We start from the raw sequence: 26,714 nt of genomic DNA, 5'->3' as shown, positions 1-26,714 counted from the left end.
TCAGAAGGAGTATGAATGTGACTGCGCTAAACCTGATTCCAGGCCAACTGAGCCTTGCCCAGCTGCGAGCCATCTACCAGCAGCCGGTAACCCTCAGTCTGGATGACAGCGCTACGGCGCAGATCGACGCCAGTGTGGCCTGCGTGGAGCAGATTCTCGCCGAGAACCGCACCGCTTACGGCATCAACACCGGTTTCGGCCTGCTGGCCTCGACCCGCATCGCCAGCGAAGACCTGGAAAACCTCCAGCGTTCCCTGGTGCTGTCCCACGCCGCCGGCGTCGGTGAGCCGATCAGCGATGCGCTGGTGCGGCTGGTCATGGTGCTCAAGGTCAACAGTCTGAGCCGTGGATTCTCCGGCATCCGCCGCCAGGTGATCGACGCGCTGATCGCGCTGATCAACGCGGAGGTATACCCGCATATTCCGCTGAAAGGTTCGGTGGGTGCCTCCGGCGACCTGGCGCCGTTGGCGCACATGTCCCTGGTGCTGCTGGGCGAAGGCAAGGCACGCTACAAAGGCGAGTGGCTGGAAGCGATCGACGCGCTGAAAGTCGCCGGCCTCACGCCGCTGACCCTTGCCGCCAAAGAAGGCCTGGCGTTGCTCAACGGCACGCAGGTGTCGACGGCTTATGCACTGCGTGGCCTGTTCGAAGGTGAAGACCTGTTCGCCGGCGCCCTGGCCTGCGGCGGCCTCACCGTGGAAGCGGTGCTGGGTTCGCGTTCGCCGTTCGACGCGCGTATCCACGCGGCTCGCGGCCAGCGCGGCCAGATCGACGCGGCGGCGGCCTACCGCGACCTGCTCGGCGAAAGCAGCCAGGTGTCCCAGTCGCACCAGAACTGCGACAAGGTGCAAGACCCGTACTCGCTGCGCTGCCAGCCACAAGTCATGGGCGCCTGCCTGACCCAGTTCCGCCAGGCCGCTGAAGTGCTGGTGGTCGAGGCCAATGCCGTGTCGGACAACCCACTGGTGTTTGCCGCTGAAGGCGACGTGATTTCCGGTGGCAACTTCCACGCCGAACCGGTGGCCATGGCGGCCGACAACATGGCGCTGGCCATCGCCGAAATCGGCTCCCTGAGTGAGCGCCGTATCTCGTTGATGATGGACAAGCACATGTCGCAACTGCCGCCGTTCCTGGTGGGCAATGGCGGTGTGAACTCCGGTTTCATGATCGCCCAGGTGACCGCTGCCGCGCTCGCCAGCGAGAACAAGGCGTTGTCTCATCCCCATAGCGTCGATAGCCTGCCGACCTCCGCCAACCAGGAAGACCACGTGTCGATGGCCCCGGCTGCGGGCAAACGCCTGTGGGAAATGGCTGAGAACACCCGTGGCATTCTCGCGGTTGAGTGGCTGGCCGCGTGCCAGGGCCTGGACCTGCGCGAAGGCCTGAAAACTTCGCCGAAGCTGGAAAAGGCGCGTGGCATCCTGCGCGCCAAAGTGGGCTTCTATGACAAGGACCGCTTCTTCGCCCCGGACATCAATGCCGCCAGCGAACTGCTCGCCACTCGCTGCCTCAACGAGCTGCTGCTAGCTCGGTTGCTGCCGAGCCTTTAACTGCGCACGCAATCCAATGTGGGAGCTGTCGAGCCCCAGCGAGGCTGCGAAGACGGCGGCACTGGCGATGGAGATGTTGAGCCTGAACCACCGCTTTCGCAGGCAAGCCACCCACAGGGATTAGTTTCACCGACCACAGACGGAGGCGTTGATGAAAACGCTATGGCAACACTGCCACATTGCAACCATGGCCCAGGGCAAATACTCGATCATCGAGGATGCCGCCCTGGTCACCGCCGGTTCGCTCATCGAGTGGGTCGGCCCGCGCAGTCAAGTCCCTGCGGCGGATTACGCCCAGGTGCATGACCTGCGTGGCGCATGGGTCACCCCCGGGCTGATAGACTGCCACACCCACACGGTGTTCGGCGGTAACCGCAGCGGCGAATTCGAGCAGCGTCTCGAAGGCGTGAGCTACGCCGAGATCGCGGCCAAGGGCGGCGGTATTGCCAGCACGGTGCGCGCCACTCGCGCCGCAACCGAAGATGAGCTGTTTGCCAGTGCTGAAAAACGCCTGCGCAGTCTGCTACGGGACGGTGTCACCACCGTGGAGATCAAGTCCGGCTACGGCCTGGACCTGGCCAACGAACGCAAGATGCTGCGTGTGGCCCGTCGCCTCGGTGAAGCCCTGCCGGTCAGCGTGCGCGCCACATGCCTGGCGGCCCACGCGTTGCCGCCGGAGTACAAGGACCGCGCCGACGATTACATCGAGCACATCTGCGCCGAGATGCTGCCGGCCCTGGCCGCGGAAGGGCTGGTGGACGCGGTGGATGCGTTCTGTGAATACCTGGCGTTTTCCACCGAGCAGGTGGAGCGGGTGTTCAAGGTCGCCCAGCAACTGGGCTTGCCGGTGAAGCTGCACGCCGAGCAGCTTTCGTCGCTGCACGGCTCCAGCCTGGCCGCGCGTTACCAGGCGCTGTCGGCGGATCACCTGGAGTTCATGACCGAAGCAGACGCCATCGCCATGGCCGCCTCCGGCACCGTCGCGGTGTTGCTGCCGGGCGCGTTCTACTTCCTGCGCGAAACCCAGTTGCCGCCGATGGACGCCCTGCGCAAACACGGCGTGAAGATCGCCATCGCCAGCGACCTCAACCCCGGCACCTCGCCAGCGCTGTCGGTGCGCCTGATGCTGAACATGGCCTGCACCCTGTTCCGCATGACCCCGGAAGAAGCCCTGGCCGGTGCCACGCAACATGCGGCTACCGCATTAGGCATGGGCGACACCCACGGCTCCCTGGAAGTGGGCAAGGTCGCGGATTTTGTCGCCTGGCAAATCGATCGCCCCGCCGACCTCGCCTACTGGTTGGGTGGCGAGCTGGATAAACGCGTCGTGCGCCATGGCGTCGACGTCACTGTGTGAGGAGTACTGCTTGTGGATAAGGTTCTGAACTTCAAACAAGGCCGCGTTCCGCTACTGATCAGCATGCCCCATGCCGGTCTGCGCCTGACGCCTGCGGTCGAAGCGGGGTTGATCCCCGAGGCGCAAAGCTTGCCGGATACCGATTGGCACATTCCTGCGCTGTATGACTTCGCCGAAGAGCTGGGCGCCAGCACCCTGGCCGCCGAATACTCGCGGTTTGTCATCGACCTGAACCGGCCATCCGACGACAAGCCGCTGTACGCCGGCGCGACCACCGGGCTGTACCCGGCAACGCTGTTCGACGGCGTGCCGTTGTTCCGCGAAGGGCTGGAGCCGTCCCCGGAGGAACGCGTCAGCTACCTCCAGAAAATCTGGGGGCCGTACCACCGTGCCCTGCAAGAAGAACTGGCGCGCCTCAAGGCCGAGTTCGGCTATGCCTTGCTGTTCGATGCGCACTCGATCCGCTCGGTGATCCCGCACCTGTTCGACGGCAAGCTGCCGGACTTCAACCTTGGCACTTTCAATGGCGCCGCGTGTGATCCCGAATTGGCCAGCCAATTGGAAGCCATTTGCGCCGCGCACCCGCAGTACTCCCATGTACTGAACGGGCGCTTCAAGGGCGGCCACATCACCCGGCATTACGGCGATCCGGCTCAGGATGTCCACGCGGTGCAGTTGGAGTTGTGCCAGAGCACTTATATGGAAGAGGTTGAACCGTTTCGGTATCGCCCTGATTTGGCCGAACCGACGCGGGTGGTGTTGAAGCAATTGCTGGAGGGGGTGTTGGCCTGGGGGCAAGCGCGCTATCGGTGAATTGGGGGGCTCCTGAAATAGCTATCGGGGGCAAGCCCCCCTCCCACCTTTTGATTGGTGAACCCAGTCAAATGTGGGAAGGGGCTTGCCCCCGATGGCGGTCTCACCGTCGCCCCAGTGCAACTGCCGGTCGCCACAGTTCGTGTTGAATGCATGCTCACTGCGTAAGGTTGTTTAATAAAACAGCCGAGTGAGTGCTCACCCATGAAAAAACTGTTGTTGCCCCTCACCTGTGTCGCACTGCTCAGTGCACACGCCATGGCCGCCGAACCGACTTCCTGCAAAAGCATCCGCATGGGCGTGGTCAGTTGGACCGACGTGATCGCCACCTCGGGCATGGCCGACGTGCTGCTCAATGGCCTGGGCTACGACAGCAAGCAGACCAGCGCGGTGCAGCAGATCATCTTCGCCGGCATCCGCGACAAGCGCCTGGACATCTTCCTCGGCTACTGGAAACCCGCGATGGACAACAACATTGCGCCGTTCCTGGCGGCCAGGCAGGTCAAGGTCTTCGACACCCCGAGCCTCGCCGACGCCCAGGCCACCCTGGCCGTGCCGCAGTACGTAGCCGACGCAGGCTTGAAGACCTTTGCCGACATCGCCCGCTTCAAGGACAAACTGGGCGGCAAGATCTATGGCATCGAACCGGGCAGCGGCGCGAATACCGATATCCAGAAAATGATCGACACCAATCGTTTCGGCCTGGGCGGCTTCAAGCTGGTGGCCTCGGGTGAGGCGGGCATGCTGGCCGCCGTGCAGCGCGCGGTGAATCGCAAGGAGTTCGTGGTGTTCGTCGGTTGGACCCCGCACCCGATGAACATCAACATGAAAATGGCCTACCTCACCGGCAGCGAAGACGTGTTCGGCCCCGACGAAGGCCGTGCCACCGTGTCCACCGTCACCGCGCCGGACTTTGCCGAGCGTTGCCCCAACGCCAACCGCCTGTTGGAGAACCTTACCTTCACCGCCGCCCAGGAAAGCCAACTGATGGTGCCGATCATGGAACGCCAGTCGCCGCAGGACGTGGCCAGACAATGGCTGCGCGACCATCCCGAGGATTTGCAGCGCTGGCTGGCCGGGGTAAAGGCGTTTGATGGCGGCGATGGTGTGGCGGCGGTGCAGGCGAGCCTTAAATGAATCCATACCCGATTTCGCCTGAACTGGCAGCGTTCGTAGCGAGGACCGAGTCTTTCACCAGCGACGACACGTCGCTGGCTGGGTTGCGCAACGGCTATGACCGCATGTGCCTGGCGTTTACCCCGCCGGTGCCCGAGGGGCTGACGATTGCGGATTTTTCCCTGGCTGGCGTGAGTGTGCGCAGCTATCTGCCCACTGCCCCCACGCCCCTGGATGGCTGGCCGTGCCTCCTTTATATGCACGGTGGTGGTTGGGTAGTCGGCGGGCTGGATTCCCACGATTTCATCTGTTTCGAACTGGCCAGTACCTTGCAGGTGCTGGTGATCGCCATCGATTACCGGCTGGCGCCGGAGCATCCGTTCCCCGCTGCCTATCAGGATTGCCGCGTCGTGTGGCAGGCGATCCAGGCGGGGCAGGGGCCGCATGCCATCAACCGGCAACGTCTGGTGGTGATCGGCGACAGCGCGGGCGGCAACCTGGCCGCGGCGTTGTGCCTGGGGTTGCGCGACGACCGGCAGCCACTGCCGCTGGCCCAGGTGCTGATTTACCCGGGGCTGGGCGGCCCGCCTGACTTGCCGTCGAGACGCGACTGCGCGGATGCCCCCTTGCTCAGCAGCGCCGACACCGACTGTTACCTGGCGCTGTACCTGCAGGGCAGCGGCAAGCCCATAGCCTATGCCATGCCGCTGCTGGCCAATGACTTCAGCGGTTTGCCCAGGGCGCTCATCGCCGTGGCCCAGTTCGACCCGCTGCGCGATGACGGCATGCTTTACGCCGAGCGTCTGCAAGCAGCGGGTGTGAGCACCGTGCTGTATCCGGGCAAAGGCCTGGTGCACGGCTGCCTGAGGGCGCGGCGGCACGTGCCGGAGGTGGATCGGCTCTACGATTTCCTGCTGGATTACCTGGGGAGCGAAGGGCTGACACAGGTCTAAGCGCTCTAGGACATGCTCATTGCACAATTCGGGTTTATAGTGCCAGACGGCAAAATAAAAGACGTCCCCCCAGGGATGAACCCGACCCCCTACGGAGCGCGCAATGCAGACTTGGTACCCGCAGATCAAACCCTACGCCCGGCACGATCTGGCAGTCGATGACACCCACACCCTGTACGTCGATGAAAGTGGCTCCCCCGAAGGCTTGCCCGTCGTATTCATCCATGGTGGCCCTGGTTCCGGTTGCGATGCCCAGAGCCGCTGCTATTTCGACCCGAACCTGTACCGCATCGTCACCTTCGACCAGCGTGGTTGCGGGCGCTCCACTCCCCGCGCCAGCCTGGAAAACAACACCACCTGGGACCTGGTCGCCGACCTTGAGCGCATCCGCGAGCACCTGGGCATCGACAAATGGGTGCTGTTCGGCGGTTCCTGGGGCTCGACCCTGTCCCTCGCCTACGCGCAAACCCACCCGGAACGCGTGCATGGCCTGATCGTGCGCGGCATTTTCCTGGCTCGGCCGCAGGACATCCATTGGTTCTACCAAGAGGGCGCGAGCCGCCTGTTCCCGGATTACTGGCAGGACTACCTTGCGCCGATCCCGGCGGAAGAGCGGCACGACATGATTGCGGCCTACCACAAGCGTCTTACCGGCAACGACCAGATCGCCCAGATGCACGCGGCCAAGGCCTGGTCCGGCTGGGAAGGGCGCATGCTGGGCCTGTGCCCGAGCCCGGCACATGTGGAGCGCTTTTCCGAACCGCAACGCGCGCTGTCCATTGCGCGAATCGAGTGCCACTACTTCACCAACAACTCGTTCCTTGAGCCCAACCAGCTGATCCGCGATATGCACAAGATCGCCCATCTGCCTGGCGTAATCATTCACGGGCGCTACGATATGATCTGCCCATTGGATAACGCCTGGGAGTTGCACCAGGCGTGGCCCAACAGTGAGCTGCAGGTGATTCGCGAAGCTGGCCATGCGGCGTCCGAACCCGGCATCACCGATGCCTTGGTGCGTGCGACCAGCCAAATGGCACGTCGCTTGCTCGATCTGCCGCCTGAAGAAGCATGAAGGGCCTGTTGCAACGGGTGAGAGGCGCCCGGGTGGAGGTCGCGGGCGAAATCGTCGGCGCCATCGACCAGGGGTTGCTGGTGCTGGTGGCCGTCGAGCCTACGGATACGCCGCAGAGTGCCGATAAACTGCTGCACAAGCTGCTGAACTACCGGGTGTTCAGCGATGACCAAGACAAGATGAACCTGTCGTTGAAGGATATCGACGGCGGTTTGTTGCTGGTGTCGCAGTTCACCCTGGCGGCGGATACCAAGAGCGGGCTGCGGCCGAGCTTCTCCACAGCGGCCCCGCCGGCCCTGGGAGCGGCGCTTTTTGATCACTTGCTGTTACAAGCGCAACAATTGCATGGCAGGGTGGCCTCGGGGCGTTTTGGCGCCGATATGCAGGTGCATTTGGTCAATGATGGCCCTGTGACCTTCCTCTTGCAGGCGTGAATGTATTAAAAACGACTTTTAATGCCTAAAAACGCAGGGTTTCGCTACAAATACTTCGTTGTCCCTGATGCGTTGTCTCGCGGGCTACTAGATAATCGCGCGCTACGGGGATCAGCGTTGTTTGGTCCATTTTTGACTTAGGTAGAGACTTGTCCGACAACCAATGGGGAATCATTTTGCCCCCGGGGAGTCGGAACAATGCTCGCCAACCTGGCATATAGATAGCTGGCCGTTGGTTTTTTGATCTGTTTTCGGCGAGGGTTGCTCGTGATTGTTAGTCCCTGTAATGCACCAAAATTGTCTGCCAAACGGTTACGAAACGCACTGGTGACGGGCTCCGCCCTGTTTTGCCTGTTCGGCGCGGGTCAACTGTGGGCATTCAGTCTGGATGATGTGTCGGCCAAGGCAAAAGAGCTGGCCGGACAGAAATACGAAGCTCCGCGCAGCAATCTGCCGAATGAATTCCGCGAAATGAAATTCGCGGACTACCAGAAGATTCGTTTCCGCAACGAAAAAGCCGAGTGGGCTGATCAGAACACCCCGTTCAAGCTGTCCTTCTATCACCAGGGTATGCATTTCGATACACCGGTGAAAATCAACGAAGTCACCGCCGACAGCGTCCAGGAAATCAAGTACGACCCGACGCGCTTCGATTTCGGCGACGTGAAGTTTGATCCCAAGGCCACCGAACAGCTGGGTTATGCCGGCTTCCGTGTGCTGTACCCGATCAACAAGGCCGACAAGCAAGACGAAATCATGACCATGCTGGGCGCGAGCTACTTCCGCGTGGTCGGCAAGGGCCAGGCCTATGGCTTGTCCGCCCGTGGCATGGCGATCGACACGGCATTGCCGTCCGGCGAAGAGTTCCCGCGCTTCACCGAGTTCTGGATCGAACGTCCAAAACCGGGTGAAAAACAACTGGTGATCTTTGCCCTGTTGGACTCCCCACGGGCTACCGGTGCTTACCGTCTGATCCTGCGTCCGGGCACCGACACCATTGTCGATGTGAAATCCCAGATGTTCCTGCGCGACAAGGTCAGCAAGCTGGGCGTTGCCCCGTTGACCAGCATGTACCTGTTCGGTGCGAACCAGCCGTCCAAGGTGCTCAACTACCGTCGTGAGCTGCACGATTCCAGCGGCCTGTCGATCCATGCCGGCAACGGCGAGTGGATCTGGCGCCCACTGAACAACCCTAAACACCTGTCGGTCAGCAACTTCACCGTCGAGAACCCGAGAGGTTTCGGTCTGCTGCAACGCGGTCGCGACTTCAGCCACTACGAAGACCTGGACGACAACTACGACAAGCGCCCAAGCGCCTGGATCGAGCCTGAAGGCGATTGGGGCAAAGGCACTGTCAACCTGGTAGAGATCCCGACGGCCGATGAAACCAACGACAACATCGTTGCGTTCTGGAGCCCGGAAAAACTGCCGGAAGTGGGCCAGCCGCTGGACGTTTCGTACCGCCTGCACTGGACCATGGACGAAAAAGCCCTGCACCCGGCCGACAGCGCCTGGGTCAAGCAGACCCTGCGTTCCACCGGTGACGTGAAGCAATCGAACCTGATCCGCCAGCCGGATGGCAGCGTGGCCTACCTGGTGGACTTCGAGGGCCCGTCTCTCAAGGCCCTGCCGCCGGATGCCGCAGTGCGTAGCCAGGTGAGCGTCAGCGACAACGCCGAACTGGTTGAAAACAGCGTGCGCTACAACGAGCACACCAAAGGCTGGCGCCTGACCCTGCGCATGAAGATCAAGGACGCAGGCAAGCCGACCGAAATGCGCGCAGCGCTGGTGCAGGACGTTCCGCCTCCGGCCCCTGAGCAGGACACGAGCCACGTGCTCAAGGCCGACAAGGTCCTGGCCAAGCAACACGAGAAGCAGGCCAGGAAAGACGCCAAAGACAAGGAAGCCAAGCAGCCAGAAGCTGCCCCAGCCACGCCGGAGCCGATCAAGACCGAACAAGTCCTGACCGAAACCTGGAGCTATCAGTTGCCTGCCGATGAGTAATTCTCAAATCCAGCCAGAGACCCTCTCCGAGTATCTGGCGCATCTGCCCATGACCGCTGAGCAGCGCGCCGAACTGGCGGGCTGCACCTCCTTCAGCGAGTTGCACGAGCGCTTGTCGTCGAAGACCTTCGACGCGCCCATCGACGCCGCCCAGGCGTCGGTGGGCACGCGGTTGACCCTCAGCACCGCCGAAGAGCTGCAGGACGCCGAAATGCTGGCCCTCGATGCCGAAGGCCGCGTGTGCCTCAAGGCCACCCCGCCGATCCGTCGCACTCGCGTGGTCCCGGAGCCGTGGCGTACCAATATCCTGGTGCGTGGCTGGCGCCGTATCACCGGGCGCAGCAACCCGCCGGCCCCGCCGAAGGACGAGCGCGTATTGCCGGCTGCCCGCTGGCGTACCGTCGGTTCGATCCGCCGCTACATCCTGCTGGTGCTGATGATCGGCCAGACCCTCGTGGCCGGCTGGTACATGAAAGGCATCATGCCTTACCAGGGCTGGTCGCTGGTCGACTTCGACGAGATCCGCAACCAGACCCTGCTGCAAACCGCGACCCAGGTACTGCCGTACGCCCTGCAAACCAGCATCCTGATCATGTTCGGCATCTTGTTCTGCTGGGTGTCGGCCGGTTTCTGGACTGCGTTGATGGGCTTCCTGGAATTGCTCACCGGTCATGATAAATACCGCATCTCCGGTAAAAGTGCCGGCGACGAGCCGATCCCGAAAGACGCCCGCACCGCGCTGGTGATGCCGATCTGCAACGAAGACGTGCCCCGGGTGTTTGCAGGCCTGCGCGCCACGTTTGAGTCAGTCGCCGCCACCGGTGACCTGGATCGCTTCGACTTCTTCGTGCTCAGCGACAGTAACGAGGCCGACATCTGCATCGCCGAACAGCAAGCCTGGCTTGACGTGTGCCGCGAAGCCGGTGGTTTCGGCAAGATCTTCTATCGCCGTCGTCGCCGTCGCGTCAAACGTAAAAGCGGCAACCTCGACGACTTCTGCCGTCGCTGGGGCGGTGACTACAAATACATGGTCGTGCTCGACGCCGACAGCGTGATGAGCGGCGAATGCCTGACCAGCCTGGTGCGCCTGATGGAAGCCACGCCGGATGCCGGGATTATCCAGACCGCGCCGCGTGCGTCGGGCATGGACACCCTGTATGCGCGCATGCAGCAGTTCGCCACCCGTGTGTACGGCCCGCTGTTCACCGCCGGCCTGCACTTCTGGCAGTTGGGTGAATCCCACTACTGGGGTCACAACGCGATCATCCGCATGAAGCCGTTCATCGAGCACTGCGCCCTGGCGCCATTGCCGGGCAAGGGCGCGTTCGCCGGTTCCATCCTGTCCCACGACTTCGTAGAAGCTGCGCTGATGCGCCGTGCCGGCTGGGGCGTGTGGATTGCCTACGACCTGCCGGGCAGCTATGAAGAACTGCCGCCGAACCTGCTGGATGAACTCAAGCGTGACCGTCGCTGGTGCCACGGTAACCTGATGAACTTCCGCCTGTTCCTCGTCAAAGGCATGCACCCGGTGCACCGTGCCGTGTTCCTGACCGGTGTGATGTCCTACCTGTCGGCGCCGTTGTGGTTCCTGTTCCTGGTGCTGTCCACGGCCCTGCTGGCGGTGAACACATTGATGGAGCCGCAGTACTTCATGGCACCCCGTCAGTTGTACCCGCTGTGGCCTCAATGGCATCCGGACAAGGCGGTAGCGCTGTTCTCCACCACCATCGTGCTGCTGTTCCTGCCCAAACTGCTGAGCATCATCCTGATCTGGGCCAAGGGCGCGAAAGAGTTCGGTGGCAAGTTCAAGGTGACCTTGTCGATGCTGCTGGAGATGCTGTTTTCCATGCTGCTGGCGCCGGTGCGGATGATCTTCCACACCCGCTTCGTGCTCGCCGCATTCCTCGGCTGGGCGGCAACCTGGAACTCGCCGCAACGTGACGACGACTCCACCCCGTGGAGCGAGGCGGTCAAGCGCCACGGTCCGCAAACCGTGCTGGGCTTCCTGTGGGCGCTGCTGGTGGTGTGGTTGAACCCGAGCTTCCTGTGGTGGCTGGTGCCGATCGTCGGTTCGCTGATGCTGTCGATCCCGGTGTCGGTGATTTCCAGCCGTGTCGGGCTGGGCCTCAAGTCTCGCGACGAGAGCCTGTTCCTGATCCCTGAGGAATACAACCCGCCGCAAGCCTTGCTGTCCACCGACAAGTACACCCACGAAAACCGCTGGCACGCGCTGAATGACGGCTTTGTGCGCTCGGTGGTCGATCCGCAGCAGAACGCTTTGGCTTGCGCCCTGGCAACCTCGCGTCACGCCCAGGCCGAGCCGATCGAGTACCTGCGTACCGAGCGTGTGCGCCACGCGTTGAAAGTCGGCCCTGCCGGCCTCAACAACGGCGAGCGCCTGGCGTTGCTCAGCGACCCGGTCGCCTTGGCTCGCCTGCACGAGCAGGTCTGGAGCGAAGGTCACGCCGAGTGGCTCGCCGCCTGGCGGAACTCGATCAAGGCAGATCCGCATGCACCGTTGCTGCCGCTGAAACCGCTGTCGTCCCAGGCCCAACCGGCCTGATTCGGATACCCCCGAGGGCTCACCTCGGGGGTGCTTCAAGCGCTGATCCTACAGCGTTTCCCGGTTCTTCCTTCTTTGTGTTAACCCCTTGTTTTTTCGAAACAAAAGACCCTCGTTCGAGGCGTATTGCCGTGCGCGTGGCTGCGTTAGCATCGCCCCCGAATTTGACTTGGTGCGGGGGGATTCATGATCAAACGGTATGGTTCGGCGCTGCTGATCGGCGCTGTCGCTTTCATTCACATGGGCCTGGCCCAGGCCGGTGCAATCGATGACGCCGTTCGGCGCGGCGTGCTGAAAGTCGGCACCACACCCACTTACGTGCCCTTCGAAATGACCGATAAACAGGGGCGCATCGTCGGTTTTGAAATCGACCTGCTCAAGGTCATGAGCCAGTCCCTCGGGGTCGAGCTTGAGCTGGTCGCGGTGCCCTACACCGAACTGGTTACGGGGCTCTTGGCGAAGAAATTCGACCTGATCGGCAGCGGCATGACCGTCACCCAGGAACGTAACCTCAAGTTAAATTTCAGCGATTCGTTCATCGTCGTTGGCCAGTCGGTGTTGTTGCACCCAAGCCTTGCGGGCAAGGTCAACGGTGTCGAAGACCTTGACGACGCCAGCTACCGAATTGCTGCCACCGAAGGCACCACGGGCGAGGCTGCGGCCCGACGGTTTCTGGGGGCGGCTCGGATCAGCAGTTTTGCCACGCCCGAGGAAGGGGTGCGCCAGGTGGTGCAGGGCAAGGCTGACGCCTTTATTCATGACGCCCCCTACAACCTGATCGCCCTGAGCCGCCCGGAAAACCGCACGCTGTTGGCGCTGGAACAACCCTTCACCTTCGAACCCCTGGCGTTCGGCTTGAAAAAGGGTGATTTCGACAGCCTCAACTGGATCAACCATTTCCTCAATCAGGTAGCGCAGGACGGGACCTATGATCGCTTGCACGACAAGTGGTTTAAAGACACCGACTGGCTGGTGGAAATCGACTGAAAGTCATAATTGCTTACATATCAATCCGTTGCCCGGGCTGTCTTCGCGAGTGTCTACCCCTGCGCTTTGCTGCAGTGTTGTGGGGCTTTTCCGACATACGCCGACAACAAATAGCCGTGAAACCTTTGTGACGGCAGACGAGTGGGTTAGGATCGCACCCCGAAATGGTGCAGCCCTTTTGCGCGCCGACCTTATAAGAATGGTTCAGGGGACTTGATGATGAAAAAGTATCTTTCGATGCTGCTGCTCGGCGTCACCGCGCTGGTCGCGGCCAATGCGGCCCAGGCCGGCGCGATCGACGATGCCGTCAAGCGCGGTACGCTGAAGGTCGGCATGGACCCGACCTACATGCCGTTCGAAATGACAGACAAACGCGGCGAAATCATCGGTTTCGAAGTCGACATCCTCAAGGCCATGGCCAAGTCCATGGGCGTCAAGCTGGAGCTGGTCTCCACCGGCTACGACGGCATCATCCCGGCCTTCCTGACCGGCAAGTTCGACATGATCGGCAGCGGCATGACCCTGACCCAGGAACGCAACCTGCGCCTGAACTTCAGCGAACCCTTCATCGTGGTCGGCCAGACCCTGCTGATCCGCAAGGAGCTGGAAGGCACCGTCAAGTCCTACAAAGACCTGAACGACGAGAAATACCGCCTCACCTCCAAGCTGGGCACCACCGGCGAAATGGTCGCCAAGAAGCTGATCTCCAAGGCCAAGTACCACGGCTACGACAACGAGCAGGAAGGCGTGCTGGACGTGGTCAACGGCAAGGCCGATGCCTTTGTGTATGACGCGCCGTACAACGTGGTCGCCGAGAAGAAAGTCGGTAACGGCAAGCTGGTGTTCCTGGAAGAACCCTTCACCTTCGAACCGCTGGCGTTTGGTTTGAAGAAGGGCGACTACGACAGCATCAACTTCATCAACAACTTCCTGCACCAGATCCGTAACGACGGCACCTACGATCGCATCCATGACAAGTGGTTCAAGAGCTCCGAGTGGCTCAAGGACATGGAATAACGCTTCAGACCGAGTTGCCTGTATCGCAGGCAAGCCAGCTCCCACATTTGACGGTGTTCACACATCAACATGTGGGAGGGGGCTTGCCCGCGATGGCGGCCTCACAGGCAACACAAATCGCGGAAAGTGAAATGAAACAGAAAAAAGCCCAATGGCCCTGGCACCTGCTGACCGTGGTCGTGCTGGTCGGCCTGGCCGGCGCCTTGTACTACGCCACTTCGCTGATGTCCTACGAGTGGCGTTGGAACCGTGTACCGCAATACTTCGCCTACCAGGCCGAAACGTCCCAGCGCGCCGCTGACATCTCCACCGTGGTCGAGCTGGTACGCAAAGGCGATGTGGCCGAGGTGACCCTGCGCAACGACGCGGGCGCCGAGCAAAAGCTGACCGTGGCCGACAACAGCCTGCAGGTGGCCCGTGGCGACGATGTGGCTGAAGGCGATGTGGTCGGCGTGACCCGGCAGTGGGCGTTGGGCCCGTTGATGTGGGGCTTGTGGACCACGCTGTGGTTGTCGGTGGTGTCCGGCATCCTCGGTTTGGCGATCGGGCTGGCCACCGGTTTGTGTCGCTTGTCCAGCAACCCGACCCTGCGGGATCTGTCGACGATCTACGTCGAACTGGTACGCGGTACGCCGCTGTTGGTGCAGATCTTCATTTTCTATTTCTTTATCGGCACGGTGCTCAACCTGTCCCGGGAGTTTGCCGGCATCGCGGCGCTGTCGTTGTTTACCGGTGCCTACGTGGCGGAAATCGTCCGCGCCGGCGTGCAGTCCATCACCCGTGGCCAGAACGAAGCTGCCCGTTCCCTGGGCCTGAGTGCCAGCCAGTCGATGCGCCACGTGGTGTTGCCGCAGGCGTTCAAGCGTGTGCTGCCGCCGTTGGCCGGGCAATTTATCAGCCTGGTGAAGGACACGTCCCTGGTGTCGGTGATCGCGATTACCGAGCTGCTCAAGAGCGGTCGTGAAGTCATCACCACCTCGTTCTCACCGTTTGAAATCCTGTTCTGTGTTGCAGGCCTGTACCTGCTGATCAACCTGCCGCTGTCGAAAATGGCCAGCCGGCTTGAGCGGAGGCTCGCACAAAGTGATTGAAGTCCGCGATCTGGTAAAAGTCTTCGACACCCGTGGCCACGTGGTCCGCGCGGTGGACCACGTCACCACGCATGTGGCCAAGGGCGAAGTGCTGGTGGTGATCGGCCCCTCCGGCTCCGGCAAGTCCACCTTCCTGCGCTGCCTTAACGGCCTGGAAGAGTTCGATTCCGGCTCAGTGAGCATCGACGGCTTGCAATTGGCTGATCCGAAGACCGATGTGAACGCCTATCGCCGTGAAGTCGGCATGGTGTTCCAGCACTTCAACCTGTTCCCCCACATGACCGTGCTGGAGAACCTGTGCCTGGCGCAAAAAGTCGTGCGCAAGCGCGGCAAGCAGGAGCGCGAGGCCAAGGCCCTGGCGCTGCTGGAAAAGGTCGGCATTGCACAGAAGGCCAATGAGTTTCCGTCACGCCTGTCCGGCGGCCAGCAGCAACGGGTTGCGATTGCCCGGGCCCTGGCGATGGAGCCCAAGGTGATGCTGTTCGACGAACCCACTTCGGCGCTGGATCCGGAAATGGTCGGCGAAGTATTGGACGTGATGAAGACCCTGGCCCTGGAAGGCATGACCATGGTCTGCGTCACCCACGAAATGGGCTTTGCCCGTGAGGTGGCCGATCGCGTGCTGTTCTTCGACCATGGCAAGTTGCTCGAAGATGCCGCCCCGACCGAGTTCTTCGATGCACCCAAAGACCCACGGGCCCAGGCGTTCCTGCGCCAGGTTCTGTAAGACTCAGAGCCTGAATTTGCCGACCAGCGTCTGCAAGTCCAGGCTCAGTTTGGTCAGTTGGACACTCGCCGCCGCCGTTTCCTCGCTGGCGGCGGCGGTCTGTTCCGACACATCCCGCACCTTCAACACACTGCGATTGATCTCTTCGGCCACTGCACTTTGCTGTTCGGCCGCTGCGGCAATCTGCGGGTTCATTTCCTGGATCACCGAGACCGTGCGCGCAATCGCCGCCAAGGCGTCACCTGCGTCGCGGGTCAGCCCGACACTGTAGTCGGTCAGGCTGCGGCTGCTGTCCATGATGTCGGCGACTTGCTGGGTGCCGGTCTGCAACCCCTGGATCAGTCCTTCGATTTCTTCGGCCGATTCCTGGGTGCGCTGTGCAAGGCTGCGTACTTCATCGGCCACCACCGCAAAGCCTTCGCCGGCCGTGCCCGCGCGTGCGGCTTCGATGGCGGCGTTCAGCGCCAGCAGGTTGGTCTGCTGGGACACCGATTTGATCACGTCCAGCACACTGCCGATCTTCCGGCTTTCTTGCTGTAACGCCAGCATCGCCCGGCCCGCGAGGGCCATCTCATCTGCCAGTTGGCTTATCTGCTCAACGGCCTGGGTCACCACTTTCTCCCCGGCGCTGGCTTGCAGATCGGCTTCGTTCGCCGCGATCGACGCTTGCTCGGCGTGCCGGGCAACTTCCTGTGTGGTGGCGAGCATTTCGTTCATGGCGGTTGCCACTTGATCGGTTTCGTCTTTTTGGTGGTTGATGCCGGTGTGACTGTGTTCGGTAACGGCCGACAGCTGTGTGGCGGCGCTGGCGACCTGGCGGGCGCTGTCGCCGATGCCGCTGATCAGGCTGCGCAGGTTGCGGTTCATGTCGCTGATAGTTCGCAGCAATTGCCCCAACTCATCGCGGCGTTCCACTTGGATCTCATGGCTGAGATCGCCCTGGGAGATGCGGTTGGCAGACACCAGCACCTGGCGTAGCGGCACGGCGATCTGGCGGGCGATCCACCAGGCTGCAAGGGCACCGAGCAGCAGGGCAGCCACCGTGACGCTGATGAGCAGTGTCCGGGTGTAGTCGGCTTCCTTACCGCGCTTGAGAATCTGGCCATTGCTCACCGCTTCGCTGTGTTCAAGCAACTGGTTGAGCTGCGTTTCAAACCGCCCTTGCGCAGTTTCGGTGGTGAGCTGAGCGTCCTTGAGCTTGATCAACTGCGCGCGATAGTTCGCCAGGTCGGTTTTAAGCAAGGTGGAATCGATCGGCAGGTCTGTCACGGCCGCTTGGGCAATGTCCAGGGCATCGAGGGCCTGGCCGACGGCTTCGGCGTAGGCTTGCAGCGACTCCTCCGCCCAGGCGGGGCTTCGGGCGCGGTCCTCGGCTTGCTCCATAGCCTGGCGCAGGTTCTCGATGGCATCCAGTGCCTGCTGGTCCTGCTGGTCAGGCAGTTCGCTGGCCAGTTGTGCGAGCGTGTCGCTGGCCTGGAGTGCTGTCGCGTGGAGGGGGGAGCGTAAGTTTTCGCGCGCCTGGATCAACGGCGGCAGCTCCACCAGCGCCGCCTTGAAGCTGGCCGACAGGCGTTCCGCTTCCTGGACGCGCTGCAAGTCGGCTGGGTCTTTCAGATGGGTTGACAGGAAGCCGAGGTGCTCATCGATCTGAACGACCTGCCTCTTCATTTTGTCCAGGCTGGCCGTGTCCGCCAGGGTCCGGTACACGATACGGTCCGCACGCATGGCTTCAGCGACAACCGACAGTTGGCTCAAGGCAGTCAGGTTGCCTGAGCGGAACAACACCGCATTCAGGGCTTGCCAGCCGGTCGCGGCGATGGCGAAGCTGAGCATGAGCACCTGGCCAAACCCCAGGGCGAGCTTGAGGCGGACGCTGGCATTGACCAGCCAACGGGTCAGTAGAGGAAGCATGGTGAACCTCCAAATCTGAAAAAGCGTTTCGCGACAAAAGAAACGCTAATTCGATTCGGAGTATTGCTGGGCTGATAACTGCGTAGGAAATTTCACAAGGTGCTGATTAGATGCGGAAGCGCCCCACCAGTGTCTGCAGGTAAATGCCCAGGCGTGCGAGCTCGGCACTGGAGGCGGCGGTTTCTTCACTGGCCGAAGAGGTTTGTTCCGACACATCGCGCACGTTCAATACGCTGCGGTTGATCTCCTCAGCCACCGCACTTTGCTGTTCTGCGGCAGTGGCAATCTGCGAGTTCATCGCCTGGATGGTCGAGACCGTGCGCGCCAACGCGCTGCCGGCGCGACGGGTCAGCTCGACGCTGCTGTCAGTGAGGCCACGGCTGTTGTCCATGATGGTCGCGACCTGCTGGGTGCCGCTCTGCAGGCCGACGATCAGCTCTTCGATCTCTTCGGTGGACTTCTGGGTGCGCTGGGCCAGGCTGCGCACCTCATCCGCCACCACGGCGAAGCCTCGCCCGGCCTCCCCGGCACGTGCGGCCTCAATCGCGGCGTTTAGGGCCAGCAGGTTGGTTTGCTGGGCAACGGACTTGATCACATCAAGCACGCTGCCGATTTTGTCGCTTTCACGCTTCAGGTCGCCCATGGCAACGGTGGAGTTGCCCACCTCGGTGGCCAGGCGTTCGATCTGGGCGATGGCTTCACCCACTACCTTGTCACCCTCACGGGCCTGTTGATCGGCAGCCACGGCCGCTTCAGAGGCTTCCTCGGCGTTGCGCGCGACTTCCTGCACGGTGGCGGCCATTTCGTTCATGGCGGTGGCGACCTGGTCGGTCTCGACCTTCTGGCTGTTGACGCCGGCACTGGTCTGTTCGGTCACGGCCGACAGCTGCTCGGCGGCGCTGGCGATCTGGGTGACACCTTCGCTGATCCCGCCGATCAGCTCCCGCAGGCCGACGGTCATGCTTTGCATGGCGCGTTGCAACTGGCCCAGTTCATCCTGGCGCACGGAAGTGAGGTTGTGGCTGAGGTCGCCGGAGGCCACGCGTTCGGCCACCTGCAGCGTCTGGTTCAGCGGAAGAATGATCTGGCGGGTGATGGCCCAGGCAGCCACCAGGCCGAAGATCAGCGCCAGCACGGTCGCCAGCAGCAACAGTTGTTTGGCATGTGCGGCATCGGTGTCGCGCACCACGGTTTGCGACGTGGTGAGTTGTTCGCTGTGGCTCTGCAGAGTGTCGCCCTGGGCGCTCATGATTTTCAGCGCGGCAGCGGCGGCCGTCTGGGAGTCGCGGTACTGGCTGACGGCAGCGCGGTAGGCTTGCAGCGAAGTGCTGGCCTCCTGCAGGTTGGCCTGGTACTGCGCGGGCAGTTGTCCTTCGAGTTCGGTGATTTTCTTCAGGGCATTGTCGATGGCATCCAGGGCCGGTTGCTCGGCCTCGACCTTGCCGCTGTAGGTGTAGCCACGCACCTGGAAGCGCGCTTGCTGGATCAGTTTGCTCAGGTCGACCACGCTGTTGAACTGGGTGACGCTATCGCCTTGCAGCAGGGATTTTTCCACCTCACTGACCTTGGCCACGGCGTTGTCGGCGGTGTCGCCCAGCCTGCTGCGCGCACCTTCACGCTTGAGCCCGGCCTGGACCATGGCGTCAAAGGCTTTTTTGTATTGGTTCAGGGCATCCTGTTGCTGTTCCACCAGGGCCTTGTCGGCGGGTTGCTCGATCAGGTCGGCGGCGGTTTTGAGGCCGCTGTCCAGTTTGGCGATCAAGCCGTTGACCGCGTCCGTGCCTTGTTCGCCGCGACGCATTTCGAAGTCCAGCCGCGCCAGGCGCAAGTCCTTGGTCAGCCCGTTGAGGCTGGAGATATAACCCAGCTTGTCACCGCGACTGGTGACATCCTCCAAGCCGGTCCAACCGGTGAAGGTGATCATCAACGTGAGTAGCAATACCAGGCCGAAGCCCACGCCGAGTTTGGTTTTGACGCTGACATTCCCCAGCTTTTCGGCTAACCAACGATACATGCTGCGAACTCCCCTGGAACAAGGCTTGGACTTATTCAAAGGTTATCGGCCAGCACGCGCAATTCTGTAGCGAAGCTGTGTCCATGTGGGAGGGGGCTTGCCCCCGATAGCGGTGTGTCATCCAGCTTATCTGTAGCTGACCCACTGCAATCCACAGGGTTACTCAGGGCGGTTAGAAGAGGCGGGCGAGCAGGGCGGTGACGGCGGTTTCGACGCGCAGGATGCGGGCGCCGAGTTGCACCGGCTGCAAGCCGGCCTTGGCCAGCAGGTCCACTTCGTAGGGAATCCAGCCGCCCTCGGGACCAATCGCCAGAGTCACTGGTTCGTCGAGGCAGCTGGGGCAGGCTGGGTAGTCGCCAGGATGACCGACCAGGCCCAGGGTGCCTTCAACCAGTGCCGGCAGGCGGTCTTCGACAAACGGCTTGAAGCGCTTCTCGATAATGATCTCGGGCAGCACCGTGTCCCGCGCCTGTTCCAGGCCGAGGATCAATTGCTCGCGAATCGCCTCGGGCTCCAGGAAGGGCGTTTGCCAGAAGCTCTTCTCGACCCGGTAACTGTTGACCAGCACCACCTTGGGCACGCCCATGGCCGCTACGGTCTGCAGCACTCGGCGCAGCATCTTCGGGCGCGGCAGGGCCAGCAGCAGGGTCAGCGGCAGTTTGGCCGGCGGCGGTTGGTCGAAGCTCACATGCAACTCGGCTTCACTGGCCTCCAGGCGCAGCAGTTGGGCATTGCCCATCAACCCGCCGATGCGGCCGACGCGCAGGCTGTCGCCTACGGCGGCGCGGTGGACTTCCTGCATGTGCACCAGGCGCCGATCACGCAGCACCACGCGGTCGGCCGCGATGAAGTCGGCCTCCTCCAGCAGCAACAGGTTCACGGCTGGGTCGCTGGCGGCTGGTCGTCGTCGCGCTGGTCGTCCGGGTGTTCGCCGCGCTTGCTGATCAGGCTGCTGAACAGGATGCCGATCTCGAACAGCATCCACATCGGCACGGCCAGCAGGGTCTGGGAGAAGATGTCCGGCGGCGTGAGGATCATGCCGACCACGAAGCAGCCGATGATCACGTACGGGCGAATCTTCTTCAGGTACGCCACGTTGACCACGCCGATCCATACCAGCAGCACCACGGCCACCGGAATTTCGAAGGCCACGCCAAAGGCGAAGAACAACGTCATCACGAAGTCGAGGTAGCTGGTGATGTCGGTCATCATTTCCACACCGGCCGGGGTGGCGGCGGCGAAGAACTTGAAGATCAGCGGGAACACCAGGAAGTAGGCGAACGCCATGCCGGTGTAGAACAGCAGGATGCTCGACACCAATAACGGCACCGCGATGCGTTTCTCGTGCTTGTACAGGCCCGGCGCGATGAAGCCCCAGATCTGGTGCAGGATCACCGGGATCGCCAGGAACAGCGAGACCATCATGGTCAGCTTCAGCGGCGTGAGGAACGGCGACGACACATCGGTGGCGATCATCGTCGCGCCGGCCGGCAGGTACTGGCGCAGCGGCGTGGAGACAAAGGTGTAGATCTGCTGGGTAAAGGCGAACAACCCGGCAAAGATGATGAAGATGGCCGCTACGCAACGCAGCAGGCGGGTACGTAGCTCGGTGAGGTGCGAGACCAGCGGCATGTGCTGGTCGTTTTCCGGTTTATCAGCGCTCATGGGGCTCGCGGCGGCAATGTAGGGTCATGGGGCGCGGGCGACGCGGCAGGCGTCGGCGCAGGCTCGGTTGGCGCGGAGGGTGCCACGGGAGCGGCTTCAACGGTCGGCGCGATGCTGTTATGAGCCGCAGGTTCGACCGGTTTGGCAGGCTCCTGCACGGGCGACAGAATCTTGCGGGCTTCCTGCTCCAACGAGAGGATGTGCTCGTTGTGCAGTTGCCGGCGGATCTCGTCGGCGCCGATTTCCCGTTCAACTTCCTGTTTGATGGCGTTGAAACTGCGTTTCAGGCGCCCGATCCACAGGCCGGCCGTGCGCGCTGCACCGGGCAGGCGTTCCGGCCCCAATACCAGCAGGGCCACGAGGCCGACGAGCAGCAGTTCAGAGAAGCTGATACCAAACATTAGTCAGTGCTCACGAGTCTTTGCGGGTCGGCTCTTCGACTTTCTCAGCCTGTACGTCGAAAGTACGACGCTCGGTGATTGGCTGGGTCGCCTGCGGGTGCACAGGCTGCGCCGGAGGCACGGGGTTGACGGCAGGGTCGGCCGGCTTTTCGTCGTCGTTCATGGCTTTACGGAAGCCCTTGATCGACTCGCCCACATCGGTGCCCAGGTTCTTGAGTTTCTTGGTGCCGAATACCAGTACCACGACCACCAGAATGACGATCCAGTGTTTCCAGTCAAAAATGCCCATGCTGCGTATCCTCTAGTCTTGGTTATTCAGGCGGACGGGCGCGAGGCCTTCTCGGCGTGCCCGGACAAGCCGAAGCGACGGTCCAGTTCATCCAGCACAGCCTGTGGGTGCTGCCCCAGTTGGGCGAGCATGACCAGGCTATGGAACCACAGGTCGGCGGTCTCGTAGATGACATCGCTGCAGTCGCCGCTGAGCTGCGCATCCTTGGCGGCGATGATGGTCTCGATGGACTCTTCGCCGAGTTTTTCCAGAATCTTGTTCAGGCCCTTGTGGTACAGGCTGGCGACGTAGGAGCTGTCGGCGTCCGCGCCTTTGCGGTCTTCCAGCACCTGGGCCACACGGTTCAGGGTATCGCTCATGTCTAGTGTCCTGCCGAGTAGATAGCGTGCGGGTCTTTGAGCACCGGCTCCACGACTTTCCATTCGCCGTTCTCGAACACGCGATAGAAGCAGCTGTGACGGCCGGTGTGGCAGGCGATGTCGCCGATCTGCTCGACCATCAGGATCACCACGTCGGCGTCGCAGTCGATGCGCATCTCGTGCAGGGTCTGCACGTGCCCGGACTCTTCGCCCTTGCGCCACAGTTTGCCACGCGAGCGTGACCAGTAGATGGCACGCTGCTCAGTGGCGGTGAGGCTCAGGGCCTCGCGGTTCATCCAGGCCATCATCAGCACGCGCCCGGTCTTGTAGTCCTGGGCAATGGCCGGCACCAGGCCGTCACTGTCCCACTTGATCTCGTCCAGCCAGTCTTTCATGTTCAGCTCCGGCAATTTGCGACAGTGTATAACCGGATTGGCTATCGACGCACGATCAGATAAACACCCACGGCGACCATGATGCCGGCCGGCCAGTGGCCCAGTGGGTTCAGCGGGCCACCAATGGCGAGCATGACGCCGCCGACCAGATGCGCGGCGCCCAGCAGGCGCAGGAACCAGTCGTCCTTGGGCTTCTTCCAGGGCGGCGACGGGTCCTTGGCGTGGGGCTGGGACATGCGCTCCAACAGGTCGCGGGTCATGTTGGCCAGATGCGGCAGTTGCTCCATCTGGCTGTGCAGGTTGCCGAGCATGGTTTTCGGGCTCATACGCTCGCGCATCCAGCGTTCGAGGAACGGCTGTGCGGTGTTCCACAGGTCGAGGTCCGGGTACAGCTGGCGGCCCAGGCCTTCGATGTTCAGCAGGGTTTTCTGCAATAGCACCAATTGTGGCTGCACTTCCATATTGAAGCGCCGCGCGGTCTGGAACAGGCGCATCAGCACCTGGCCGAAGGAAATATCTTTTAACGGTTTTTCGAAGATTGGCTCGCACACCGTGCGGATCGCCGCTTCGAACTCGTTGAGCTTGGTCTCGGCCGGCACCCAACCCGAGTCGATGTGCAATTGCGCCACACGACGGTAGTCGCGCTTGAAGAAGGCGAACAGGTTGCGCGCCAGGTAGTCCTGGTCTTCCGGAGTCAGGCTGCCGACGATGCCGCAGTCGATCGCGATGTACTGCGGGCTCCACGGGTTGACCGTGCTCACGAAGATGTTGCCCGGGTGCATGTCGGCGTGGAAGAAACTGTCGCGGAACACCTGGGTGAAGAAAATCTCCACGCCACGCTCGGCAAGCATCTTCATGTCGGTGCGCTGGTCGGCCAGGGTCGCGAGGTCGGTGACCTGCACGCCGTAGATGCGCTCCATCACCAGTACTTTCGGGCGGCACCAGTCCCAGTACACCTGGGGCACGTACAGCAACGGCGAGCCTTCGAAGTTGCGCTTGAGCTGGCTGGCGTTGGCCGCTTCGCGCAGCAGGTCGAGTTCGTCGTAGATGGTTTTTTCGTAGTCGGCGACCACGTCCACCGGGTGCAGCAGGCGTGCGTCGGCGCTGAAGCGCTCGGCAGCGCGGGCGAGGATGAACAGCCACGCCAGGTCCTGGCCGATGATCGGCTTGAGGCCGGGGCGGATCACCTTCACCACCACTTCTTCGCCGGTCTTGAGTTGCGCGGCGTGCACCTGGGCGACCGAGGCCGAGGCCAGCGGGTCGACGTCGAAACGGCTGAACACGTCGCTGATCTTCTTGCCCAGTTGCTCTTCGATGAGCTTCATCGATTGCTGGGAGTCGAACGGCGGCACGCGGTCCTGCAGCAGCATCAGCTCGTCGGCGATGTCTTCGGGCAGCAGGTCGCGGCGGGTCGAGAGGATCTGCCCGAACTTGATGAAGATCGGCCCCAGGTCCTGCAAGGCCAGGCGCAGGCGTGCGCCTCTGCTGAGTTCCAGCTGTTTGCGCGGGAACCAGCGCCATGGCAGCGCATAGCGCACGGCGAGCAGGAACCACGGCAGGGGCAGGGCGAACAGCAGGTCATCGAGGCGGTAGCGGATTACGACGCGCTGGATACGAAACAAACGGCGGACGGCGAGCAGCTTCATGCGTTATCGCTTGGATCAAGGGAACGGCTCAGGCGCTCGAAGCGCGCCTCAAGGCGTTCCAGGTCGATTTTGGCCTTGTCGAGTTCACGAAAGCGCGCTTGCGCTTCCCGCTCCCCGACCAGGGTGCGCGATTCTTCGCTCAGGTATTCGGCGAGGTTCTGGTTGAGGCTGGCGAACCCTTGCTGGTACCAGCGCGAACGGCTGCGCAGGTGCCCGCTGATCAACTGGGTGGCGACGGGGCCGATCCAGCGCGACAGTTCGTATTCCCAGTCCAGTTCCAGGTCCTGCAGGATGGCGGCGAGGTCCATCAGCACCGAGCTGTCGCCTTCCAGCTCGACTTCGGCGCTGTGCAGGATGGCGGTCTTGTTGCGGCTCAGGGCCAGGTGCAACAGGCTCGATGCCGGCGCACGCAGCGTACAGTCGGCGTCGGCGGCCCACTGGGTCGCGAGCATCAGGCCTTCATCGCTGGGCAGGATAAACAGCTGCAAGCTGGGGCTGCGGCAATCGACGGCAATGACTTTGCCGTTGAGGTGCGCAAGCCGTGCCAGGGCGGTGCTGTCCAGGCGCAGCACACGGTTGAGGCCGTGTTCAACGCTGGCGAGAAGGCCTTTGATCAGCATCAGGGCTTGATGCCGCGATGCAGGGCGACGATACCCGAGGTCATGTTGTGGTAGGTCACGCGGTCGAAACCGGCCTCTACCATCATCGACTTCAGGGTTTCCTGGTCGGGGTGCATGCGGATCGATTCGGCCAGGTACCGATAGCTGTCCGGGTCATTGAGCACCAGCTTGCCCACCAGTGGCATGAAGGCGAACGAGTAGGTGTCGTAGACCTTGGACATCACTGCATTGGTCGGCTTGGAGAACTCCAGCACCAACAGGCGGCCACCCGGCTTGAGTACGCGCAGCATCGAGCGGATCGCGTCTTCCTTATGGGTCACGTTGCGCAGGCCGAAGGCGATGGTCACGCAGTCGAAATGGTTGTCCGGGAATGGCAGCTTCTCGGCATCCGCCTGGACGAACTCGATATTGCCGGCCACGCCTTTATCCAGCAGGCGATCGCGACCGACCTTTAGCATCGAACTGTTGATGTCGGCCAGCACCACCTGGCCGGTCGGGCCGACGAGCTTGGAGAACTTGGCCGCCAGATCGCCCGTGCCGCCGGCGATGTCCAGCACGCGGTTGCCGGGGCGAACGCCCGACAACTCGATGGTGAACCGCTTCCACAGGCGGTGCATGCCGCCCGACAGCACGTCGTTCATCAAGTCGTACTTGGCTGCCACGGAGTGGAACACCTCGGCGACTTTTTCCGCTTTTTGGCTTTCCGGGACGTTCTTGAAGCCGAAGTGAGTGGTGGGTTCGGCATCGCTGCCTTTGCGCTGATCAGTCATATCGCTGTCACCAAAAGAGAATGCGGGACATGATAATCCCCAAGGCCTGCTTTGTCTTGGCAAGGCTGAAGGTAAGATGGGCGGTCAGCGAGACCTTTTGCCGCATCGAAGGTATCCAAGTCCCTATAAAGAGGAGTCATTGCAATGGCCCGTATAACTGTTGAGCGTGCACATTCCCTGGGTAAAGAGGGCGCGCGGGCAAAGGCCGACAAGTTGGCGCACAAACTCAAGGAGCAATACGGCCTGGAGCCGTCGTGGTCCGGCGATACCTTGAATCTCAAGCGTTCGGGGGTTAAAGGCACGGTATTAGTCGCTGAGGATTCGCTGCGCATTGATGTGGAGCTGGGGCTGTTGATGTCGGCCATGAGTGGCACCATCAAGTCCGAAATCGAAAAGGCCCTGGATAAGGCGCTGGCGTGATCCCATTGTTCTTAGGGTGCCGATTCTAATTTTCCCGCCTACTTTGTGCCCAAGCCCTCAACTCCTGTGGGCCGTTCCTCCCCCCTATTCTGCGTGAGGTGCACCATGGCCAAAGTTATCCTGAAGAAAAAAATCGACGCCCAGACCACCACCCTGAGCGAGGTCAAGTCCTACGCCCGCAAGATTTGGTTGGCGGGTCTGGGGGCTTACGCCAAGGTCGGAAGCGAGGGCGGCGAGTACTTCAAAGAGCTGGTTAAAACTGGGCAACATGTTGAAAGCAAAGGCAAAAAAGTTGCAGTTGAACAACTTGAGGCCGCCAACAGTCAGATTGACCAAGTAAAGAGTAATGTCTCCGCAGTCAAAGGTCTGGTAGAAGTTCAGCTGGATAAAGTTGAAAAAGCTTTTGATACTCGCGTTGCCAGTGCCTTGAATCGAATCGGCATTGCGTCTAAACATGACGTTGAGACACTCTCTGCTAAGCTCGAAGAGCTGACGACATTGCTAGAACGTGTCGCGCGTAAACACTAAGGAGACATC

26 protein-coding genes are annotated in these 26,714 nt (G+C 61.9%); 15 read left to right on the top strand and 11 right to left on the bottom strand.

All coding sequences use genetic code 11. From position 1 onward, the window contains the following. Positions 1 to 11 precede the first annotated feature (11 nt). The 13 genes from hutH to BMX59_RS11470 all read left to right on the top strand — a co-directional run bounded on the left by hutH (position 12) and on the right by BMX59_RS11470 (position 15,687). Positions 12 to 1,550 carry a histidine ammonia-lyase gene (gene hutH, locus BMX59_RS11530; RefSeq protein ID WP_093121425.1) on the top strand — a complete coding sequence of 513 codons (1,539 nt, stop codon included), beginning with the start codon at positions 12 to 14 and terminating at the stop codon, positions 1,548 to 1,550. Between the two features lie 151 nt (positions 1,551 to 1,701). Beyond that, positions 1,702 to 2,907: an imidazolonepropionase gene (gene hutI, locus BMX59_RS11525; RefSeq protein WP_092246322.1), complete on the top strand. Its 1,206-nt coding sequence runs from the start codon at positions 1,702 to 1,704 to the stop codon at positions 2,905 to 2,907. A gap of 12 nt (positions 2,908 to 2,919) precedes the next feature. Then, complete coding sequence (hutG, locus tag BMX59_RS11520) at positions 2,920 to 3,720, top strand: N-formylglutamate deformylase (RefSeq protein WP_093121421.1); 801 nt, start codon at positions 2,920 to 2,922, stop codon at positions 3,718 to 3,720. Positions 3,721 to 3,924: 204 nt separating this feature from the next. Next, entirely contained in the window at positions 3,925 to 4,857 is a 933-nt protein-coding gene (locus BMX59_RS11515) for a choline ABC transporter substrate-binding protein (RefSeq protein WP_093121415.1), read from the top strand. Then, positions 4,854 to 5,789 (top strand): alpha/beta hydrolase, encoded by a 936-nt coding sequence (locus BMX59_RS11510; RefSeq protein WP_093121412.1) that lies wholly within the window; start codon positions 4,854 to 4,856, stop codon positions 5,787 to 5,789. Before BMX59_RS11515 ends, BMX59_RS11510 begins: the two co-directional genes overlap by 4 nt. Before the next feature lie 103 nt (positions 5,790 to 5,892). Further along, entirely contained in the window at positions 5,893 to 6,864 is a 972-nt protein-coding gene (gene pip / locus BMX59_RS11505; protein ID WP_092246333.1) for a prolyl aminopeptidase, read from the top strand. After that, positions 6,861 to 7,298, top strand: coding sequence for a D-aminoacyl-tRNA deacylase (dtd, locus tag BMX59_RS11500; RefSeq protein ID WP_093121409.1), 438 nt, complete (start codon positions 6,861 to 6,863; stop codon positions 7,296 to 7,298). Before pip ends, dtd begins: the two co-directional genes overlap by 4 nt. Positions 7,299 to 7,565: 267 nt before the next feature. Next, positions 7,566 to 9,302 carry a glucan biosynthesis protein G gene (locus tag BMX59_RS11495; RefSeq protein WP_071492534.1) on the top strand — a complete coding sequence of 579 codons (1,737 nt, stop codon included), beginning with the start codon at positions 7,566 to 7,568 and terminating at the stop codon, positions 9,300 to 9,302. Beyond that, positions 9,295 to 11,865, top strand: coding sequence for a glucans biosynthesis glucosyltransferase MdoH (gene mdoH, locus BMX59_RS11490; RefSeq protein ID WP_093121404.1), 2,571 nt, complete (start codon positions 9,295 to 9,297; stop codon positions 11,863 to 11,865). The genes BMX59_RS11495 and mdoH overlap by 8 nt, the downstream gene beginning before the upstream one ends. Positions 11,866 to 12,051: 186 nt before the next feature. Then, positions 12,052 to 12,852: a transporter substrate-binding domain-containing protein gene (locus tag BMX59_RS11485; RefSeq protein WP_092246342.1), complete on the top strand. Its 801-nt coding sequence runs from the start codon at positions 12,052 to 12,054 to the stop codon at positions 12,850 to 12,852. Between the two features lie 219 nt (positions 12,853 to 13,071). After that, positions 13,072 to 13,869, top strand: a complete 798-nt coding sequence (locus BMX59_RS11480) for a transporter substrate-binding domain-containing protein (RefSeq protein WP_071492533.1) — start codon at positions 13,072 to 13,074, stop codon at positions 13,867 to 13,869. 131 nt (positions 13,870 to 14,000) lie between these two features. After that, positions 14,001 to 14,960, top strand: coding sequence for an amino acid ABC transporter permease (locus BMX59_RS11475; RefSeq protein WP_071492396.1), 960 nt, complete (start codon positions 14,001 to 14,003; stop codon positions 14,958 to 14,960). After that, positions 14,953 to 15,687, top strand: coding sequence for an amino acid ABC transporter ATP-binding protein (locus BMX59_RS11470; RefSeq protein WP_093121401.1), 735 nt, complete (start codon positions 14,953 to 14,955; stop codon positions 15,685 to 15,687). The genes BMX59_RS11475 and BMX59_RS11470 overlap by 8 nt, the downstream gene beginning before the upstream one ends. 3 nt (positions 15,688 to 15,690) lie before the next feature. On the opposite strand, the gene BMX59_RS11465 is transcribed toward BMX59_RS11470, so the two are convergent. From BMX59_RS11465 to ubiE, 11 genes are all read right to left on the bottom strand, one after another. Further along, positions 15,691 to 17,598, bottom strand: a complete 1,908-nt coding sequence (locus BMX59_RS11465) for a methyl-accepting chemotaxis protein (protein ID WP_093121397.1) — start codon at positions 17,596 to 17,598, stop codon at positions 15,691 to 15,693. A 106-nt stretch (positions 17,599 to 17,704) separates the two neighbouring features. Further along, positions 17,705 to 19,612, bottom strand: a complete 1,908-nt coding sequence (locus tag BMX59_RS11460) for a HAMP domain-containing methyl-accepting chemotaxis protein (RefSeq protein ID WP_093121396.1) — start codon at positions 19,610 to 19,612, stop codon at positions 17,705 to 17,707. A gap of 172 nt (positions 19,613 to 19,784) precedes the next feature. After that, positions 19,785 to 20,492, bottom strand: coding sequence for a 16S rRNA (uracil(1498)-N(3))-methyltransferase (locus BMX59_RS11455; protein ID WP_093121395.1), 708 nt, complete (start codon positions 20,490 to 20,492; stop codon positions 19,785 to 19,787). Then, on the bottom strand, positions 20,489 to 21,277 hold the full coding sequence (gene tatC, locus BMX59_RS11450; protein WP_058423693.1) for a twin-arginine translocase subunit TatC: 789 nt from the start codon (positions 21,275 to 21,277) through the stop codon (positions 20,489 to 20,491). The genes BMX59_RS11455 and tatC overlap by 4 nt, the downstream gene beginning before the upstream one ends. Further along, a complete protein-coding gene (gene tatB, locus BMX59_RS11445; RefSeq protein ID WP_093121394.1) occupies positions 21,274 to 21,678 on the bottom strand; it encodes a Sec-independent protein translocase protein TatB in 405 nt (134 codons plus the stop codon). Before tatB ends, tatC begins: the two co-directional genes overlap by 4 nt. Positions 21,679 to 21,688: 10 nt before the next feature. Then, positions 21,689 to 21,967 (bottom strand): twin-arginine translocase TatA/TatE family subunit, encoded by a 279-nt coding sequence (locus tag BMX59_RS11440; RefSeq protein ID WP_016979166.1) that lies wholly within the window; start codon positions 21,965 to 21,967, stop codon positions 21,689 to 21,691. Positions 21,968 to 21,993: 26 nt separating this feature from the next. Next, positions 21,994 to 22,326: a phosphoribosyl-ATP diphosphatase gene (locus tag BMX59_RS11435; protein ID WP_071492389.1), complete on the bottom strand. Its 333-nt coding sequence runs from the start codon at positions 22,324 to 22,326 to the stop codon at positions 21,994 to 21,996. Between the two features lie 2 nt (positions 22,327 to 22,328). After that, a complete protein-coding gene (hisI, locus tag BMX59_RS11430) occupies positions 22,329 to 22,721 on the bottom strand; it encodes a phosphoribosyl-AMP cyclohydrolase (protein WP_058423690.1) in 393 nt (130 codons plus the stop codon). Positions 22,722 to 22,762: 41 nt separating this feature from the next. Then, on the bottom strand, positions 22,763 to 24,367 hold the full coding sequence (gene ubiB / locus BMX59_RS11425; RefSeq protein WP_092246357.1) for a ubiquinone biosynthesis regulatory protein kinase UbiB: 1,605 nt from the start codon (positions 24,365 to 24,367) through the stop codon (positions 22,763 to 22,765). Then, on the bottom strand, positions 24,364 to 24,987 hold the full coding sequence (locus BMX59_RS11420; protein ID WP_093121393.1) for a ubiquinone biosynthesis accessory factor UbiJ: 624 nt from the start codon (positions 24,985 to 24,987) through the stop codon (positions 24,364 to 24,366). Before BMX59_RS11420 ends, ubiB begins: the two co-directional genes overlap by 4 nt. Further along, on the bottom strand, positions 24,987 to 25,757 hold the full coding sequence (ubiE, locus tag BMX59_RS11415) for a bifunctional demethylmenaquinone methyltransferase/2-methoxy-6-polyprenyl-1,4-benzoquinol methylase UbiE (protein WP_016972732.1): 771 nt from the start codon (positions 25,755 to 25,757) through the stop codon (positions 24,987 to 24,989). The genes BMX59_RS11420 and ubiE overlap by 1 nt, the downstream gene beginning before the upstream one ends. 144 nt (positions 25,758 to 25,901) lie before the next feature. Between ubiE and BMX59_RS11410 the strand changes: the two genes are divergently transcribed. Further along, complete coding sequence (locus BMX59_RS11410; protein WP_071492386.1) at positions 25,902 to 26,177, top strand: polyhydroxyalkanoic acid system family protein; 276 nt, start codon at positions 25,902 to 25,904, stop codon at positions 26,175 to 26,177. Positions 26,178 to 26,282: 105 nt separating this feature from the next. Beyond that, on the top strand, positions 26,283 to 26,705 hold the full coding sequence (locus tag BMX59_RS11405; RefSeq protein WP_028615406.1) for a phasin family protein: 423 nt from the start codon (positions 26,283 to 26,285) through the stop codon (positions 26,703 to 26,705). The last annotated feature ends 9 nt before the right edge of the window (positions 26,706 to 26,714 follow it).

The sequence above is a fragment of the Pseudomonas sp. NFR09 genome, from assembly GCF_900111535.1.
In the GTDB taxonomy this organism is placed as follows: Bacteria; Pseudomonadota; Gammaproteobacteria; order Pseudomonadales; family Pseudomonadaceae; genus Aquipseudomonas; species Aquipseudomonas extremorientalis.
The sequence above is the reverse complement of the archived record's forward strand: the minus strand, read 5'-3'. Positions and strand labels throughout refer to the sequence as shown.